This window comes from Butyricimonas sp., assembly GCF_019423355.1.
GTDB classification, from domain to species: Bacteria; Bacteroidota; Bacteroidia; order Bacteroidales; family Marinifilaceae; genus Butyricimonas; species Butyricimonas faecihominis.
Genome location: NZ_JAHZBP010000001.1, coordinates 573,375 through 589,360, shown reverse-complemented (window position 1 = coordinate 589,360; position 15,986 = coordinate 573,375). Strand labels below are relative to the sequence as shown.

The window sequence follows — 15,986 nt, the reverse complement described above, 5'->3', positions numbered from 1 at the left end:
AAGTTCATCATCTTCTTACAATCAAAAAAGGGAATCCAATTTCACTTATCGGATTCCCTCTACATCTTAAAACACAAACTTTATTTCAATCGTTCGGAGACAAAAGCCTTCAATTTCTCTCCTCTCAGATTTTTAGCTATAATACGATTATTTTCATCCAACACGAAGATCGTCGGAACAGCATCAATATTGTATTTCTTTATCACATCGCCCTGCCATCCTTTCAGATCAGAAAGATGTAACCAAGTCAACCCATCTTTCTTGATCGCCTCCACCCACTTATCCTTTTTCTCGTCCAAGGAGACACTGATCACGGACAAACCTTTATCTTTAAATTCAGCATACAGTTTCACCATATTCGGGTTCTCCATCCGACACGGTCCACACCAAGATGCCCAGAAATCAATGATCTTCAATTTCCCTTTCACGCCATACAAGGCAACGTCCTCCCCCTCCGGTGTTTGTAGCGTGAAATCCGGGGCAACAGCATTTACACCAACCCCTTCCAACGCTTGAATCCGAGCTGCCACTAACCTACCGGGGCCTGTCGCTTTCGCTTTATCCGTCAAACTCGCATAACACTCCTTCAACCGATTCAAATCCAAACGTTCCATTCCAGCCGTCTGGATGTAAGCTGCAAACACGTTATCTTTATTCCTCTCCACGACCTCAGCTAAACGAGATTGTGCATCTGCCATCACTTGATCCAACTTCTTCTGCAATTCACTTGCAGTACGGTAATGTTTCGCCTCGCTAGCCTCCGCCAGTTTTGCCCGTGCAGCCTTAATCTTCTCGTTTTCCTCAGCAACGATTCCCTGATATGTTATTAACTCGCTCTGTAATTTTCCTCCTTTAATTACGCTTTTACCGGACTGGAACAGTTCCATCTCGTAAGGAGCATCTGAATCCAAAATAAAAACAAAGCCTCCGCCATATCCTTCCACGTAAATCAACGCCACGCAAGGTTCATTCATTTCTCCTTCCACCACGAACTTCCCGCCATGAATATCCCCTCGTCCCAACGTATCCACCCGGTCCACCAATTGGGTAATCACTATCATTCTGCCCGACGGCATTTCCGGTATTTTCCCGTTAATCGTAAACTTCTTTCCTTCCCCGAAAGACAATCCGGGGAAAAGGAAAAAAGCAATTATAAACAATTGACTAAATAACTTATACATATCTATTGAATCACTCTCGTTACTGTTGTAAAAATCAAATCTTTTATCTCTCCGAAACCGGTAAACGTATGTGAAGTCACGAAATCCCCCGCCTCGTCCAAAATTACCTCATGCAATTCACCCGCACCTGCCACATTCACGACAATTCCCAAGCAACGGTACGGGGAAGAATTATCCGGAAAACTAGCATCAGCATCAGACCTGAACTTCAACTTCGTGATCACGTTGCCCGCATCATACAATTCTATCGATTCTTTACTTACGGTATTAAACAAGAACACCTTACTCTCTTTCGTGTAAAAGAATTGTTCTGCATAAGCGGAAGACGTGGCAAAACAAGTATTCTGGTCAAACCCGAGTTCTCCCAAATTCACTCTCGTCACCTTGATCGGGGACTCTTCGGCCCTCATTGATTTTCCCTTATCACTAGCCTCTATATAAAAGATATAGCAGGTATCCGTCATCACGCCAATAGCTGTTGCTCCGGTCTCTTCGGACCCCGAAGTAACTCCTTGCCCCAACCATAAAATCTCCATCAATTGAGTCGTCCCGTCAACAACTTCGGACAAGCCTTCAACCGGAAAATCACTGATCTCTACCGTATTTGACTCAACAGCATTTTGCGGGTAACTCCCGTCGGAACTCGTAACATTATAACACTGGTTTTCAGCTGGATTAAAAGACATGAATTTCCGATTCGTTTTATCCCAAATCGTGGTAAAACCCGTTTGACTCATATAAATCTTGTCGATCACGTAATTCTGCACGTCGTTTTCAGCCAAACCGGAAAAATAATATCCACTCATTCCCGAATGATAGAATTTACCATCATTATCCACGGCAATAGCATAACGACTTAAAGGATGAGATTCACTATAAGCTAAATTATTCGGGTTAGCTCCCGGTGCAAATAACGATCTGGAGTCTTTCCGGTCTTCCAACACGAAAGGCAACATCAAAGCAACAGAATCCCGCTGAATAACATATAAATTTTCATACTTATCCTGACCATCCGTATGAGTCAGGAAAGCCACGTACGACAAAGCCTCCGCTTTTTGGAATCGTTCCCTGTTCCACAGATCCTTATAAGCATCATAACTGATAATCGGGTTCGTGGAATCCGGTTCCTCCACGGTAGATAACTTCCTGTTATTTTCCGGGCCATTCAGGACAAACCATGCATTCACGAACGGCACTTTCGTACTCATGGTAAAATCACGATAATGATCAACCCCCGTCCTCTTATCACTCAGCCGGAATTTAACATTATATCTGGTTGTTTTCTTCGGAGGATAAGTCAGTTCCAATTCTTTCGTGAACACGCTATCCACAACATTCTCAGAACCATCCTTGTACCCCACCGTCCATAAATACTCCACGTTATCCTCTCCTTCCACCATACTTTGGGTAAACACCGGAGAATAAGTCACCTTCAATTCTTCCTGCGCCGGCTGGCGATACTCGTATCGATACGTATTTCCTTCTTCCACGGTAATCGGTGTAGGCATAAACGTAAGCCCATCAATCGTGTTTATATCTTTGTAGTCGTAATTTCCTTTATCATCATAACATCCGACAAGAAACCACGCGACAAATCCGACTATAAATATTAATCTTTTCATTGTATTTCTATTTTATGAATCATAGAATAATCTTTCTCTCATATAACCGGGAACTGTTCGAACGGTAGCGGATCATCCGGGTGTTCAGCGTTATATTCGTCATAGGCATCCCGTAAACGTTGGTTCATTCCTTCCGGATCTTCTATATACCAATAACCGAAATTGTTATAATCATCCCCTAAAGCCTCTCGCATAATTGATTCTTGGCCATAGAATATTCTCCGATTATGTATTCAAACGTACTCCACCAAACAGGAGCCGGAGGTTCCGGAAATGTAAAATCTTTCTCTTCACCGGGATGTGAAGCATTGTATTTGTTCAAAGCCTCTGACAGCGTGGCAAGATCAGTACTCCAATCAGCATACTGATCATACAATTTTCCCAAAATGGTCACCATGAACGCATACTTGTCCTCGCTAAACTCCCCAACGACACTCGCGTCCCATTGAGACGGCTGCGGATAACGATTGCTTAATAGCACTTGATATTCATTCTTTTCCGTTGCTCCCAATTCCAATGAAGGATCGGAATTCTCCGTATCTAAAACAATCCCGATCGTGTAGTTCACCCTAGCACCCGGATTCAACACGTACACTTCCACCGTGTCTTTCAATTGTCCGGCACGGAACACGTACGAAGACTCAAACTCCAAGAAAGTTTTTGCCACTTCATCCGTACCTTCCGCCACCACCGCCTTCAACCGAAATTCCCGGTCATAATCCACGGCATGCCCCATCATGGATAAATTCAACTGAATTTTCTTTTTCAGTAAAGAATCTCCGGTATACCATCTTGACGTGTAATAAGATCCCTCGCCCGGGACTCCGGAATACCAGATCGTATCAATTCTATACTCCTGCATAAAATCAACCGTCACTCTCATTTCATTCGTGTCATAATCGAATTGCAAACCATCCCGTTCTATCGAGTAGCCGGGAATCTGCTTTTCCTGACACGCCGCTAAAGAGAATAACAAAACACTTATAATAACATATATATTTCTCATATTCTATACTTTGCGTTTAAATGATTACTCAGCCTCACCATACGTTTTCTCATCATCCGGAACCGGAAGCACGTAAGCTGAAAAATTCTCCACGGGACAACGGTAGAAGGTTTTCATGTTATGTCTCTTCAAGAAGTAGAAATACTGCCCTTCAGCAAAGAATTCCTTTTGATACTCCTTGTTCAATTCTTCCAAACGTTGTTCCTCGGTCACATCCGTACCAACATCGTATGCCCTAGAAATACCCCTAGCGTTCTTCACCGCATTAATATATTGTCCACATTCAGACAAAGCAACCGACTCCGCCAGTATATAGTACATCTCTGTCAAACGGATCAATGGGATTTTCTCTCCATATATTCCGCTGGCACCTAAATATTTGCGACAAAGAAAAAGATTAGCAGAAGTATGAATAAAGCCATAATTCGAACGATAACGCATATCATTCAACCCAATGCCCGAATTGGTTTCAAACACGGATGAAATATTGGTTCGAGAAATATAATACTGCGTGTCGAAAGTCGTGGCATCTTTCCAATAAGCCGCTAACTTTTCTTCCATATTATACATGGAAAGTCCGAAAATAGTCTCCCCGTACGAAGACACGTCTTCCCGGTTATCACGTACAAGCCGCAACCCGGAATCATTAATTACCTCCCGGGCATAGTTCGCTGCCTGCGTCTTATTTCCCATGTACAAATATACGCGGGCCAACATAGCCTTAACGGCATACTTGTTCATACGATGCTTGCGATAACCGATGAAAGGCTCGTCTGCAACATTCTCATAATTCATCGGATCATTCTTCAACAATTCCTCGGCAGCTTTCAAATCGGCAACAATACGTTTCATCACCTCGTTAGCTGCCATCAAGGGTGCGCTTTCCGAATTAAATTGCTCCCGGTAAGGAATACACGCTTTTGTCGAATCCTGGGAATAAATCGGTCCCCACAAACGCAACAGATCAAAATAATGAAACGCACGTAAGCCAAGAGCCTCCCCCTTCATCAGATCACGATACCCCTCCGTCACGATCACATCTCCGTTTGTCTCAAGGTATTGCAGGAAATTATTGATATTTGCGATCTCGTTATATAACTTCAACCAGATCTCGGCAATCGCATTTTTAGAACTTGTCGTTTCACCATATTTATAGATAGCAGCCCGTTCCTCATCCGTCACGGTTCCTGCCGGGTAATTATCATATCGTTGAACCAATTTCTCCACGAAATCAAACGTCATCTGTCTCCCGTATGACTTTTCCAGTACCATCATGCTATATAACCCGGTCAACGCACTCTTGAACCCGTCCTCTGAAGTAAAGAACTCTTCGGCCTCAATATCCGTTTTCGGATTCACATCAATCCAATTCTGACAGGAAGACAAGAACAACGAAACGATGCAAATTGCTGATAATAATAAGTTTTTCATCTCGTACTCCTCCTCATTTTAATTAAACAATACCGACAACGACACGTTGAACGTTCTGGCAAACGGGTAATCCAATCCCCTTTCCGTTCTGATCGATGAAATTCTACCTAGTTCCTCCATCGTAGCGTTCAGCGACATACTGGCAATCCGGCACGCTTGCAAGAATTTAAAATTCTTCGGGTCAAAACGATAACCGATTGCCAAAGACGTAAACGACAATTCATTCCGTTTCTGAGCGAAACGGCTGCTCATTCCCGTATCTTGGTTCGTCATCGTTATCGCTTTATAACGGGCATTCCGGTTATTCTCACTCCAACGGTGTGATAACGCCCGGCGATCCAAGTTATAAGCAGCACTTGAATTTTCAATTTTATCCACCAGCGTCTGGTTATACCACCATGCTCCCAACTCGTACGAACAAGCCAGAGAAACACTCCAATTCTTATACGTAAACGCGGAAGAAATAGAACCTCTCAATTTCGGTTCCGTGTCACCGATGGCCACTTTATCCAGCGGATCCCAGATATAGGTTTTCTCCCCGTTGCGGGTTAAGAACACTTCTTGCCCCGTGGCCGGGTCAATTCCCAAAGAAGGAACCACGAACAACTGGGTGGTAGATTTCCCTTCCTCGTAAATAGCCTCCGGGCTCCCGTTCTTTTTCTCCAGATTTTTCTGATTCATAGCCTTCATCTCGTTCGAAATCTTCTTGATCACGTTACGATTATGCGAACCGTTCATTGAGATACTCCATTGAATCTGTCTTTCGTAATCCTGAATAGGCATCACGCTTAACGAAATATCATATCCCTCGTTTTCAACAGCTCCCACGTTCATGGTTTTGCTCGCAAATCCGGTAGAAGGAGCCATATTATAATCCAACAGCAACTCATCCGTGTAATTATTGTAATACGAGAAGGATGCATTTACCCGACTATTCCATAGTCCAAGTTCCATCGCCAAACTACGATTCTTCGTCGTAGACCATCCCAAATCCGGGTTACCCATACCTTTCAACTGCGCTCCCAATATATCCGAAGACGGATAGGGGAACAACAAATCATCGTACGTGTAAGTCTCTTTCGCCTGATAAGGGGAATAACTTTGTGATCCCGTGATACCGTATGATCCGCGTAACACCAAGTTTGAGATGAAAGTATTTTGCAACCATTTTTCCCGGTGTACATTCCAACGAGCCCCAACTGCCCAGAAAGGAGCCATACCCGTGTTCGCCCCGAATTGCGAGGAAAGATCCCCACGAATACTAAAGTCTACCGAGAAACGCATATCATACATATAACTAAGCTGCCCGATAATTCCGACCGTCCGGGAAGTCGATTCAGACCCGCTCACCCGGTCTTCCATCTCGTAAGCAAACAAAAAGTCATCCATATTATCATTCGGAAAACCCATAGCCGACAAGTCTACACTATTATTCTTGTTCTCATCCACGTTCCAACGTCCGAACAAACTTAACAAATGCTTATCCTTCGTGTAGTTATAACTTACAGAAGCATTCACGCTCCAAGAAACATTATCCCCTGTACTCTTGCTGTATGACCCTTTTCTGGTCAAATCTGTCTCTGGCAAGAAATCCGTATGATTCATGGATTTGAAAACCTCCATCCGGGAAGTACCTTTCGTGATGGACGCTCCCGCTGACACCCGGAGATTTTCTAGAATCGCACACTCGATATTAAAATTATCCACGACACTAAAATTCTCCGTGAAATCCTTATATTTCCACAACAAATTATACAACGGGTTCACAATATTCACCGTTCCTCCCCCTTCACCCGGTAACTTCTTCCGGTCCAGAAGACTGGTATAACGACCGTTCTCATCCGTTTTCCGGTAATACGGGTTTAATTTCGTGTATTGACTGAAAGAACCGTAGGGAGAATTATCCCCTCTCACGTTCGACAGGCTCAATTGATTCTGGATATTCCATTTTTTCCGACGGTATTGAAGAGATAGATTCAAACCCATGCTGTTACGCCCGGATTCCTTCATCACACCCGGTTCTCTTGAATAATTTATGCCCAAGTTATATCTTAACGCCTCATCCCCACCTTCCATCGTCAACGTGTGGCGGTGAGTGACAGCTGTCCGCAAAGGCTCTGACAACCAGTACGTGTCAACCCCTCTTAAAATTTCTTCTTTATATTTATTGTAATAGTTCAACTGGCTTGTCGTGCTGAATACCCCGGCCATCCGCTCGTATTCCAACTTCTCTTCCGCATCCATCAAATTATAATCCGACAAATCAGGCACGGAAATACCCATATTCATACTATATGAAATATTCAACGCTCCCGGAAGGGGTTTCTTCGTTTCCACGACAAGCACCCCGTTAGAGGCTTTCGAACCGTAAATTGCCGTTGCTGCAGCATCCTTCAAAATAGTAATGGATTCCACACGTTCCGGGTCCAAGTCAACAATCCGTTGCAAGGTGGTTTCAAACCCATCCAACACGAAAAGCGGCATATTCGGGCGTTGAGAATAATCCCCCATCATCATCTCCATGCTATTGGCATCCACCCCGCCATTTCCTAGCTGCACATCACCCCGCAAGCGGAATTCCGGCATGGCATTCGGGTTCGAACCGGCATTATTATTTTCCACGATACGGAAACTCGGATCAAAAACCTGTAAAGCCTTCAACAGATTATTCGGGCTTATCTTCTTCAACTCGCTCCCTTTCACGGAAACATAACCTCCCGAGAAACTTTCCACCTTACGAGGTGCCATACCCGTCACCACCACGTCTTCGATCTCCGTGGTTTTCGCCGTCAACTTGATCTCCAGATCTTTCATATCCCCGGTCACCGTGAGCGTTTCTTCCTCGTAGCCGACGAATGAAATCAACAAGGCAGATGTTCCCTGAGGCACCTCGATAAAAAACTTCCCGTCAAAATCCGTCACCACTCCCATCCCCTTATTCTCTTTCAGGATAATACTCGCTCCCGGAAGAGGTTCTTTCGTGGACGCATCAATAACAGTCCCGTTAATCTTATAAATAGTTACTCCCTGTGTCGGTTTTTGGTACTTCAAAACCACGACACGATTCATCTGGTACTCCACGGACACGGGTTGATCCCCCAAGGCTAACATCAACACATAATCCAACTCGCTATCCTTCACATCCAAAGACACTTTCTTATTAACATCTATTTGTGAATGATTATAAAAGAACCGTACTTTAGCTACTGATGCCAGCGTATCAAGCACGTCGTTCAATTTCATATCCTTCACATTCAGCGTTACCCTCGTTTTTTTATAGTCCTGTTCCTGCCCCAAAACAGACGAAATTGGCAGTAAAGCATATAAAAAAACACAACAAATCGATTTAATAATTAAATCTCTACATAGACACTTCTTTTTTTGCATAATTTTGTATTGCTTTTAATTTAGAGAAATTAAATTAAAATTCAGAGTGGGGAAAATGTACTGCAATACATTTCCCCTTTTAATTTACTGCATCACTTGATTCAAAATCTTCTTGTATTCCTTATTCTTATTATACTTTTTCAAATAATCTTTTACCAGTTTCTCGATCACGTTAAAATCTCCATTGGATGTGATTGAATTGTACAAAAGCACGAATAATGCCGCATCCTGCAAAGACCCCTTGTAAAAAGCAGCCATATCCTTATATTGATCTTCCAAGGAAGTCAACGGCTGATAGTCCTTCCCTTGATCATGAGCCTCTTTACGACGCATATAATCTTTGTAAGGCAAGAGAAAAGCCATATACACCCGATTCCTCAGCGAAGCTTCATCCGTCCGGAGCTTGTAATCATCCAAAGCCGTCCAATAGTCCTCGGCCAGACAATCCTCCAATTTTTTCTTGTGAAAATCCGCACTCGCGTAAGGATAGGAAATCAGATTCGTCAACAAGGTCCCTTCAATTTGCGCCATCGCCATATTATACACCCGAGGATCAATCTGATCTTTTACCTCATTTATAATCTTCTCCTCATCCTTCACCTCCTGTACCGTTGCCGCGTGAAACTTCTTCGCATCAGTCCGAGTCACCAGCATGGCCGGGATATTAGTTTTATAACGACGTTCCCGCTGCAACATCTCCTTTTTATTTATAGCGGAACAGATAGCGACCGCTGCCGGGGTTCCGGAGAACTCCACCGACTCGTAACGTTTTCCATCGTAAGTCAGTTTCACATGGATAGAATCCCCCGGCTGTAAATACATCTCGATAAATGTATTCAACACCAACGTGGTCACATCGTCCAAGTCCACGGTAAACTCGATCACCTGCCCCTCTTTATACGGGAATTCCATATTAATTCCCTCTTTCTCAAGGAAATCAAAATACACCTGATCCCGCACATACCCGTAAATCTCCGCGCTGATCACGGTAGCGCGTTCTTTGGCCTCTGCCGGAAAAGCAAGAATACCCATTAATCCTATAATCAAAAATATATATTTCATGTATTCCTGTTATTTTTTGTTCAAAACTTCCTTCACCTTACTGATTAACTCCTCACCTCTCAACTCCAAGGCAATCACTTTACCCTGAGGATCAATCAGAACCGTATAAGGGACTGCCGACACATTACACAATTTCACGGGAGCGGTTGCCCAAGACTTCAAGTCACTCACCTGAATCCATTTCATCTTGTTCTTCTCCACCGCATTCAACCATGCATCACGTTTCTGGTCCAAAGAAACACCCACGATCTCGAAATTCTTCCCTTTACACTCTTTGTACAGTTTCACCACGTTAGGCATTTCCCGCATACACGGACCACACCAAGACGCCCAAAAATCTATCAACACGTACTTACCTCTCAAACTACTCAATTTAAACGTTTTTCCATCCTTATCCGGTAATTCGAAATCCGGCACATCACTTCCCACCTTAAATTCAGCTAAACGAATATATTCATCCAATTGCTTCGTGTAAGGATGTTCGTTCAGGCTCGGGGAAACCACTGCACGTAATTCTTTTAATTCATCGAGAGTAACATTCGCTTTCATCTCCCAAAAGATCATAAACGGGGCTATTGCCTGATCATAATACCTACGAACTAACTCTTCCTGCAAATGCAAAGCTCTACTACCATGTTGTTTCGTACGAGCTTTAAAATCCCTATCCTTTTCCTTTTCCGACTGATTTCTATTCAACAACAGATCTATATTAGCCGAACGCAACATACTATCCACGAAATGCTTCATCTCTGCATTATAAGCACTAAAAATCTCGTTATTAACCGTTCCGGTAACAGTACAATTCAAAAAAAACTCCGAATTAGCCCGAACTTTTACATTCCCCGGCTCTACCCAAATTGGGGTAATCGGGCTCAAACAGTTCGGATCGCCACTTTTCACAAAATACATTCGCGGAACAGTCACATTCTTTATAACAAACGTATAACGATTATCCTTGACATCACAACTATCAATAACCTTGGAGGCTCCATTTATTTCCTCTTCTTCAACCAAATAAACCTTCGTTCCTTTATAAATACCATCTAACACACCTTGTATCGTACAATCTTTCGTCTCTTTTGAGACTTCATTTTGCCCGAAAAGCCCGACAAATGACATCAATAAACAGCCTAATACTAAAATTTTTTTCATACAATTTTCCTTTACGATTAAAATTACTTGATATATAATCTATTGCTTTCCATTCTACACGATAAAGATGACGTCTCTCTCAATCGCAAAACAAAAGCATCAAAATTTTCCTCTTTATTAATTACCCCCGTGTAAACAGTTTTCTTGCTTTTTTCATTCTCGAAAATAATCTCCATATCATACCAGCGCTCCAATACTTTAGCCACCTCTTCCAAAGACCGCCCCTTAAATACATATTGCCCTTTCTTCCAAGCGATATAATCATTAACATTCACGGTTCTTATATCCACGGATTCACTCTCTTTATCCCAGCGTAATTGTCGGCTTGGTAATAGATCGTAGCTCTTGTCGTCCACGTAAGCCGCCACGTGTCCTTCCACCAGTGTCACCTCCGTGTAATTCTCATCCGCATAGGAATTCACGTTAAAAGAAGTTCCCAGCACCTCCACTTTCATCCCGTTAAGCATCACGAAAAACGGATGCTTTTCATCCCGAGCTACTTCCAGATATATCTCTCCCTCCGCATAAACCACCCGTTCTTTTCCCTGAAAAGCAACCGGATAGCGTAAAGAAGATTTAGCATTCATCCACACCTTTGTTCCATCTGCCAAAGTGAACGTGAAATCACACTGTGAAGGCGTTGTCAATGTGTTATACACCATTTCCGTTCCCACGGAATCCGCCCGGTCATATTGCATACGCCCCTCTTCATCCACGGAAATTCTTACCCCGTTCTCTTCTTCCAGCAATAACTCCTGATTATACAGGACCATTTCTTTCCCGTTAGAAAGCGTCAGCACCGGCAAATTTCTCTGAACCGTAACCACCCCACTCTTGGATTGTGGTTCTTCGGTTATTTCAATGTTCTCTCTCTGGCTATAATAAAACACCACGGCCAACACGGGTACGATAAAAATAGCCGCATAACGGGATAACTTTCCTATCCAGCGCTGACGATAATGTAGTTTCTCTCTTCTTTTAACAAAGGTATCAAACGCAGCCTGCACATTCGCACTCTTATATTGAACAAGTTTTTCACGCATTACCGTCTCCGAACAAATTTGCTCGAACAACTTCTTGTTATATTCGGATTCTTCCCGCCACGAATCTAATTCGGCTTGTTCCTCTTTCGTGATATTCCCAGATAAACTCTTGAAAATCAACAAGGATATTTTGAATAACATTTCTTTATCGCTCATCAACATACAACTTATAAAATCGCATTAAACGTTCCTTTATTGATATTTTAAATATTTAGATTTCCCTTTTTACATTGGAATTTTGATTTTCCTTAAAGCGTTTGTAATCAGTATTTTCCAATTAAAATGATTTAGTAGATATCTCGTTACTAAACCACCTTTATAATCGTAATAAAGGAACGTTTAAACCTATTTCATTTCCGGTTTTCACAGATAAAACGCACGACCTCCCAAAAGGGGGGTGTCTCTTAAAAAAAATTTTTACACCTGAAAAAATAGCACTTCCGTGATGAGTATTACAACCAAAGGAACCCAATCAAACAGAGCAACTCTGCATCTTTCAACTGGGCGGTCAATTTCTTCTTCCCGTTGCTTTTATGATCCTTCACGGTATCCACGGAAATATGCAAACGTTCGGCAATCTCCGACGCTTTCAACCCATCTAGGGTCATCATCATGACTAATTTACACTGAGGCGGCAGAGACTCGATAGCTGCCATCAACCGGGCATAAACATCCTCTTCCAGCACCTTATCCCAAAAATGTTCCTCTTCATTTTGCGAGGACAAAACATCCCGGTAATATTTATCCCGGACTTTCTGTTTCCGAGAATGACTAATACACTTGTTTTTCAGAGAACTATATAAAAAATACTTAATGTCATTCTCTGTTTTAAACTTATAACCACTCTCTAACAAGGAAATAAACACGTCTTGCACCAGATCTTCCGCCACGTCATTATCCTTCACGTAATAATTTGCCAAAGCCTTCAACGCCACGTAGTAGCATTGATACAAATATTGATAAGCCCGGTTATCCTTACGTGCCAATAAATCCAACAATACATCTTGCTCCAACATGCTTTCCTCCATGGAAAATAAGAAAAGGAAAGCGTTTCGACCTCAACATGAAACGCTTTCCACTACAATTTAAAAGAATTTATTTCTCGTCCGCATATGACTCAAGCGAATCGCAGGTACACATCAGGTTACGATCACCATAACCATCATCCACACGACCTACTTGCGGCCAGAATTTGTTCTCAGCCACCCATGCAAGCGGGTAAGCCGCCTTGCTACGCGGGTAAGCGTGAGACCACTCGTCAGCCGTCAACACTTTATGCGTGTGGGGTGCATTCTTCAAAACATTGTCCGTCTTGTCGGCTTTACCTTCACCCACCTCGATCATTTCCTCGCGGATAGTCTTCAACGCCTCGATGAAACGATCCAACTCTTCTTTCGGCTCGCTCTCCGTCGGCTCAACCATCAATGTCCCGTGAACGGGGAATGACAAGGTTGGAGCGTGGAAACCGAAGTCCATCAAACGTTTGGCAATATCCAACTCAGAAATTCCGTATTCTTTATTGAACATGTTGCAATCCCAGATCATCTCGTGACCTACACGACCTTTCGATCCCTTGAACAGAATCTTGAATCCTAATTTCTCGAAAGATGAAGCCAGATAGTTCGCGTTCAAAATCGCCATCTTGGTTACCATAGCCAAACCTTCGCCACCCAACATTAACAAGTAACCGTAAGTTACAGGTAACATTCCAACAGAACCGTAAGGAGCGGCAGCCACGGCGTGAATGCCTTCATCGCCTCCGGTCTTCACCATCGTGTGTGACGGCAAGAATTTCACCAAGTGAGGAGCCACGCAGATCGGGCCAACACCGGGACCACCACCACCGTGAGGCATAGCAAATGTCTTGTGCAAATTCAAGTGACAAGCGTCAGCACCGATCTCTCCCGGGCTGGTCAAACCACACTGCCCGTTCATGTTAGCACCATCCATGAATACTTGTCCGCCATTCTCGTGAACAATCTTGCACAATTCCTTGATTGATTCCTCGAAAATACCGTGAGTTGAGGGGTACGTGATCATCGCACCGATCAAGTTATCCCGGTTCTCGATAGCTTTTTTGCGGAAGTCTTCCACGTCGATATTTCCTTCCGGGTCAGTAGCGGTAACAAGAATCTTGAAACCTGCCATCGAACTGGAAGCCGGGTTCGTACCATGAGCGGAGGCCGGGATCAGGATCACGTTACGATGACCCTCTCCGCGAGAGATATGATATTGACGGATCACCATCAAAGCGGAATACTCTCCGGCAGCACCGGAATTCGGCATCAAACTGCATCCGGCAAATCCGGTCACCTTGCACAGCATTTCTTCGGTTTCCCGGATCATTTGCTGATAACCTTCCGCCTGAGACATCGGGGCAAACGGGTGGATAGCACCCAGTTCCGGCCACGTGATCGGCAACATCTCAACAGCAGCATTCAATTTCATCGTACAAGATCCCAAAGAAATCATGGAAGTTGCCAAAGAAATATCTCTTCTCTCCAGATTCTTCATGTAACGCATCATTCCGGTCTCGGAGTGATAAATGTTGAACACGGATTGTTGCAGAATCTCGTCGTCACGCAACATCGTCGGGTCAAGCACCGTGCGATCGTCAAGGAATTCCACGTGATCGACAGTCTTTCCGGCAGCCTTGGCAAAAATACCGATCAACGTGTTGATTTCTTTCTCGTTGATCTTCTCGTCAGTTGACAAACCAACTACTTTACCACAACCGCAGTTGCAATAGAACAAGTTGATTTCCTGTTCCAAGGCAGCGTCACGAACGGCAGCCGGAGAAACACCCTCCGGCAACTCGAAACGCAACGTGTCAAAGAATTTATCCACTTTCAGCTTGTAGCCTAATTTCTGGATTTCTTCGGCCAAAATCACGGCTGCAGAGTGAATGTGACGGGCAATTCTTTCCAATCCTTCCCGACCGTGATAAGCGGCATAGAATCCGGCCATCGTGGCATTCAAAGCCTTGGCAGTACAGATATTGGAAGAAGCTTTCTCCCGTTTGATATGTTGTTCACGGGTCTGCAAAGCCAAACGCAATGCATGATTTCCCTGTGCATCAATCGTCACACCGATAATACGTCCCACGATGTTACGTTTGTATTCCTCTCTCGTTGCCATGTAAGCAGCATGAGGTCCACCGTAAGACATCGGGATACCGAAACGTTGCGTTGTTCCCACAACCACGTCAGCACCCCATTCTCCCGGAGGAGTCAGCAACACGAGACTCATCATGTCAGCCACTACCGACAACAAAGCACCGTTCGCATGTACACGATCAGCAAAAGCCTTGTAATCACGGACCTCACCGTTAGCAGCCGGGTACTGGATAATAGCACCGAATACATCCGGGGTAAATTCAAACGTGTCATAATCACCATAAACCAACTCAATTCCTTGCGGGGCAGAACGGGTGATCAACACGTCCTTTGTCTGCGGGAAAATCTGGTTGTCAACAAACAATTTGTTGGCACCCGCTTTTTTCATCTCTTTACCGCGCAGACCGTACATCATCGTCATTGATTCTGCAGCAGCCGTGGCCTCGTCAAGCAACGAACAGTTAGAAATTTCCATTCCGGTAAGTTCCACCACCATCGTCTGGAAATTCAGTAAAGCCTCCAAACGACCTTGGGAAACTTCGGCCTGATAGGGAGTGTATGACGTGTACCAAGCCGGGTTCTCCAAAATGTTCCGTTGGATCACGGCAGGGGTAATCGTGTCATAATATCCTTGACCGATAAAGGTTCTGTATAATTTATTTTTTGAAGCTACCGCCTTCATCCGAGAGATAAACTCGAACTCGGTTAGAGGAGCCGGCAAATCCAACGTTTTTTTCAAACGGATAGACTCCGGCACGGTTTGCTCGATCAACTCGTCAAGTGAACTAACACCAACCACTTTGAGCATATTTTCAATATCCTCCGGACGCGGCCCTATGTGTCTCCACAAAAATTTCTCTGTTGCCATGTAATTTATTCTAATTATTAATGATTTATATTCAATCACATCGTTTCGTCAACGATTGTGTAAAAATAGACATAATTCTCGTCCTTGCAAAAAAACAGCACAGGAATATACCAAGAGC

At 43.7% G+C, this 15,986-nt stretch carries 11 protein-coding genes; all 11 read right to left on the bottom strand.

All coding sequences use genetic code 11. The annotated features are described in order from the left end of the window. Positions 1 to 80: 80 nt before the first annotated feature. On the bottom strand, positions 81 to 1,181 hold the full coding sequence (locus QVC79_RS02445; protein WP_270595348.1) for a redoxin domain-containing protein: 1,101 nt from the start codon (positions 1,179 to 1,181) through the stop codon (positions 81 to 83). A 2-nt stretch (positions 1,182 to 1,183) separates the two neighbouring features. After that, positions 1,184 to 2,803: a PKD-like family lipoprotein gene (locus QVC79_RS02440; protein ID WP_270595347.1), complete on the bottom strand. Its 1,620-nt coding sequence runs from the start codon at positions 2,801 to 2,803 to the stop codon at positions 1,184 to 1,186. Positions 2,804 to 2,841: 38 nt separating this feature from the next. After that, positions 2,842 to 2,997 (bottom strand): hypothetical protein, encoded by a 156-nt coding sequence (locus QVC79_RS02435; protein ID WP_287642431.1) that lies wholly within the window; start codon positions 2,995 to 2,997, stop codon positions 2,842 to 2,844. Further along, the gene (locus QVC79_RS02430) at positions 2,982 to 3,809 is read right to left on the bottom strand and encodes a DUF4843 domain-containing protein (RefSeq protein ID WP_287642430.1); all 828 of its coding nucleotides are present in this window, start codon (positions 3,807 to 3,809) and stop codon (positions 2,982 to 2,984) included. The genes QVC79_RS02435 and QVC79_RS02430 overlap by 16 nt, the downstream gene beginning before the upstream one ends. Before the next feature lie 24 nt (positions 3,810 to 3,833). Beyond that, complete coding sequence (locus tag QVC79_RS02425) at positions 3,834 to 5,240, bottom strand: RagB/SusD family nutrient uptake outer membrane protein (protein ID WP_270595345.1); 1,407 nt, start codon at positions 5,238 to 5,240, stop codon at positions 3,834 to 3,836. 18 nt (positions 5,241 to 5,258) lie between these two features. Then, complete coding sequence (locus QVC79_RS02420) at positions 5,259 to 8,537, bottom strand: SusC/RagA family TonB-linked outer membrane protein (protein ID WP_287642429.1); 3,279 nt, start codon at positions 8,535 to 8,537, stop codon at positions 5,259 to 5,261. Positions 8,538 to 8,711: 174 nt separating this feature from the next. Next, positions 8,712 to 9,689, bottom strand: coding sequence for a hypothetical protein (locus QVC79_RS02415; protein WP_124316880.1), 978 nt, complete (start codon positions 9,687 to 9,689; stop codon positions 8,712 to 8,714). Positions 9,690 to 9,698: 9 nt separating this feature from the next. Next, complete coding sequence (locus QVC79_RS02410; RefSeq protein WP_229782983.1) at positions 9,699 to 10,841, bottom strand: TlpA disulfide reductase family protein; 1,143 nt, start codon at positions 10,839 to 10,841, stop codon at positions 9,699 to 9,701. Between the two features lie 23 nt (positions 10,842 to 10,864). Then, positions 10,865 to 12,040 carry a FecR family protein gene (locus tag QVC79_RS02405; RefSeq protein ID WP_270595343.1) on the bottom strand — a complete coding sequence of 392 codons (1,176 nt, stop codon included), beginning with the start codon at positions 12,038 to 12,040 and terminating at the stop codon, positions 10,865 to 10,867. A 296-nt stretch (positions 12,041 to 12,336) separates the two neighbouring features. Further along, positions 12,337 to 12,900 (bottom strand): RNA polymerase sigma factor, encoded by a 564-nt coding sequence (locus tag QVC79_RS02400; protein ID WP_270595342.1) that lies wholly within the window; start codon positions 12,898 to 12,900, stop codon positions 12,337 to 12,339. A gap of 79 nt (positions 12,901 to 12,979) precedes the next feature. Beyond that, positions 12,980 to 15,868, bottom strand: coding sequence for an aminomethyl-transferring glycine dehydrogenase (gene gcvP / locus QVC79_RS02395; protein WP_270595341.1), 2,889 nt, complete (start codon positions 15,866 to 15,868; stop codon positions 12,980 to 12,982). Positions 15,869 to 15,986 lie beyond the last annotated feature (118 nt).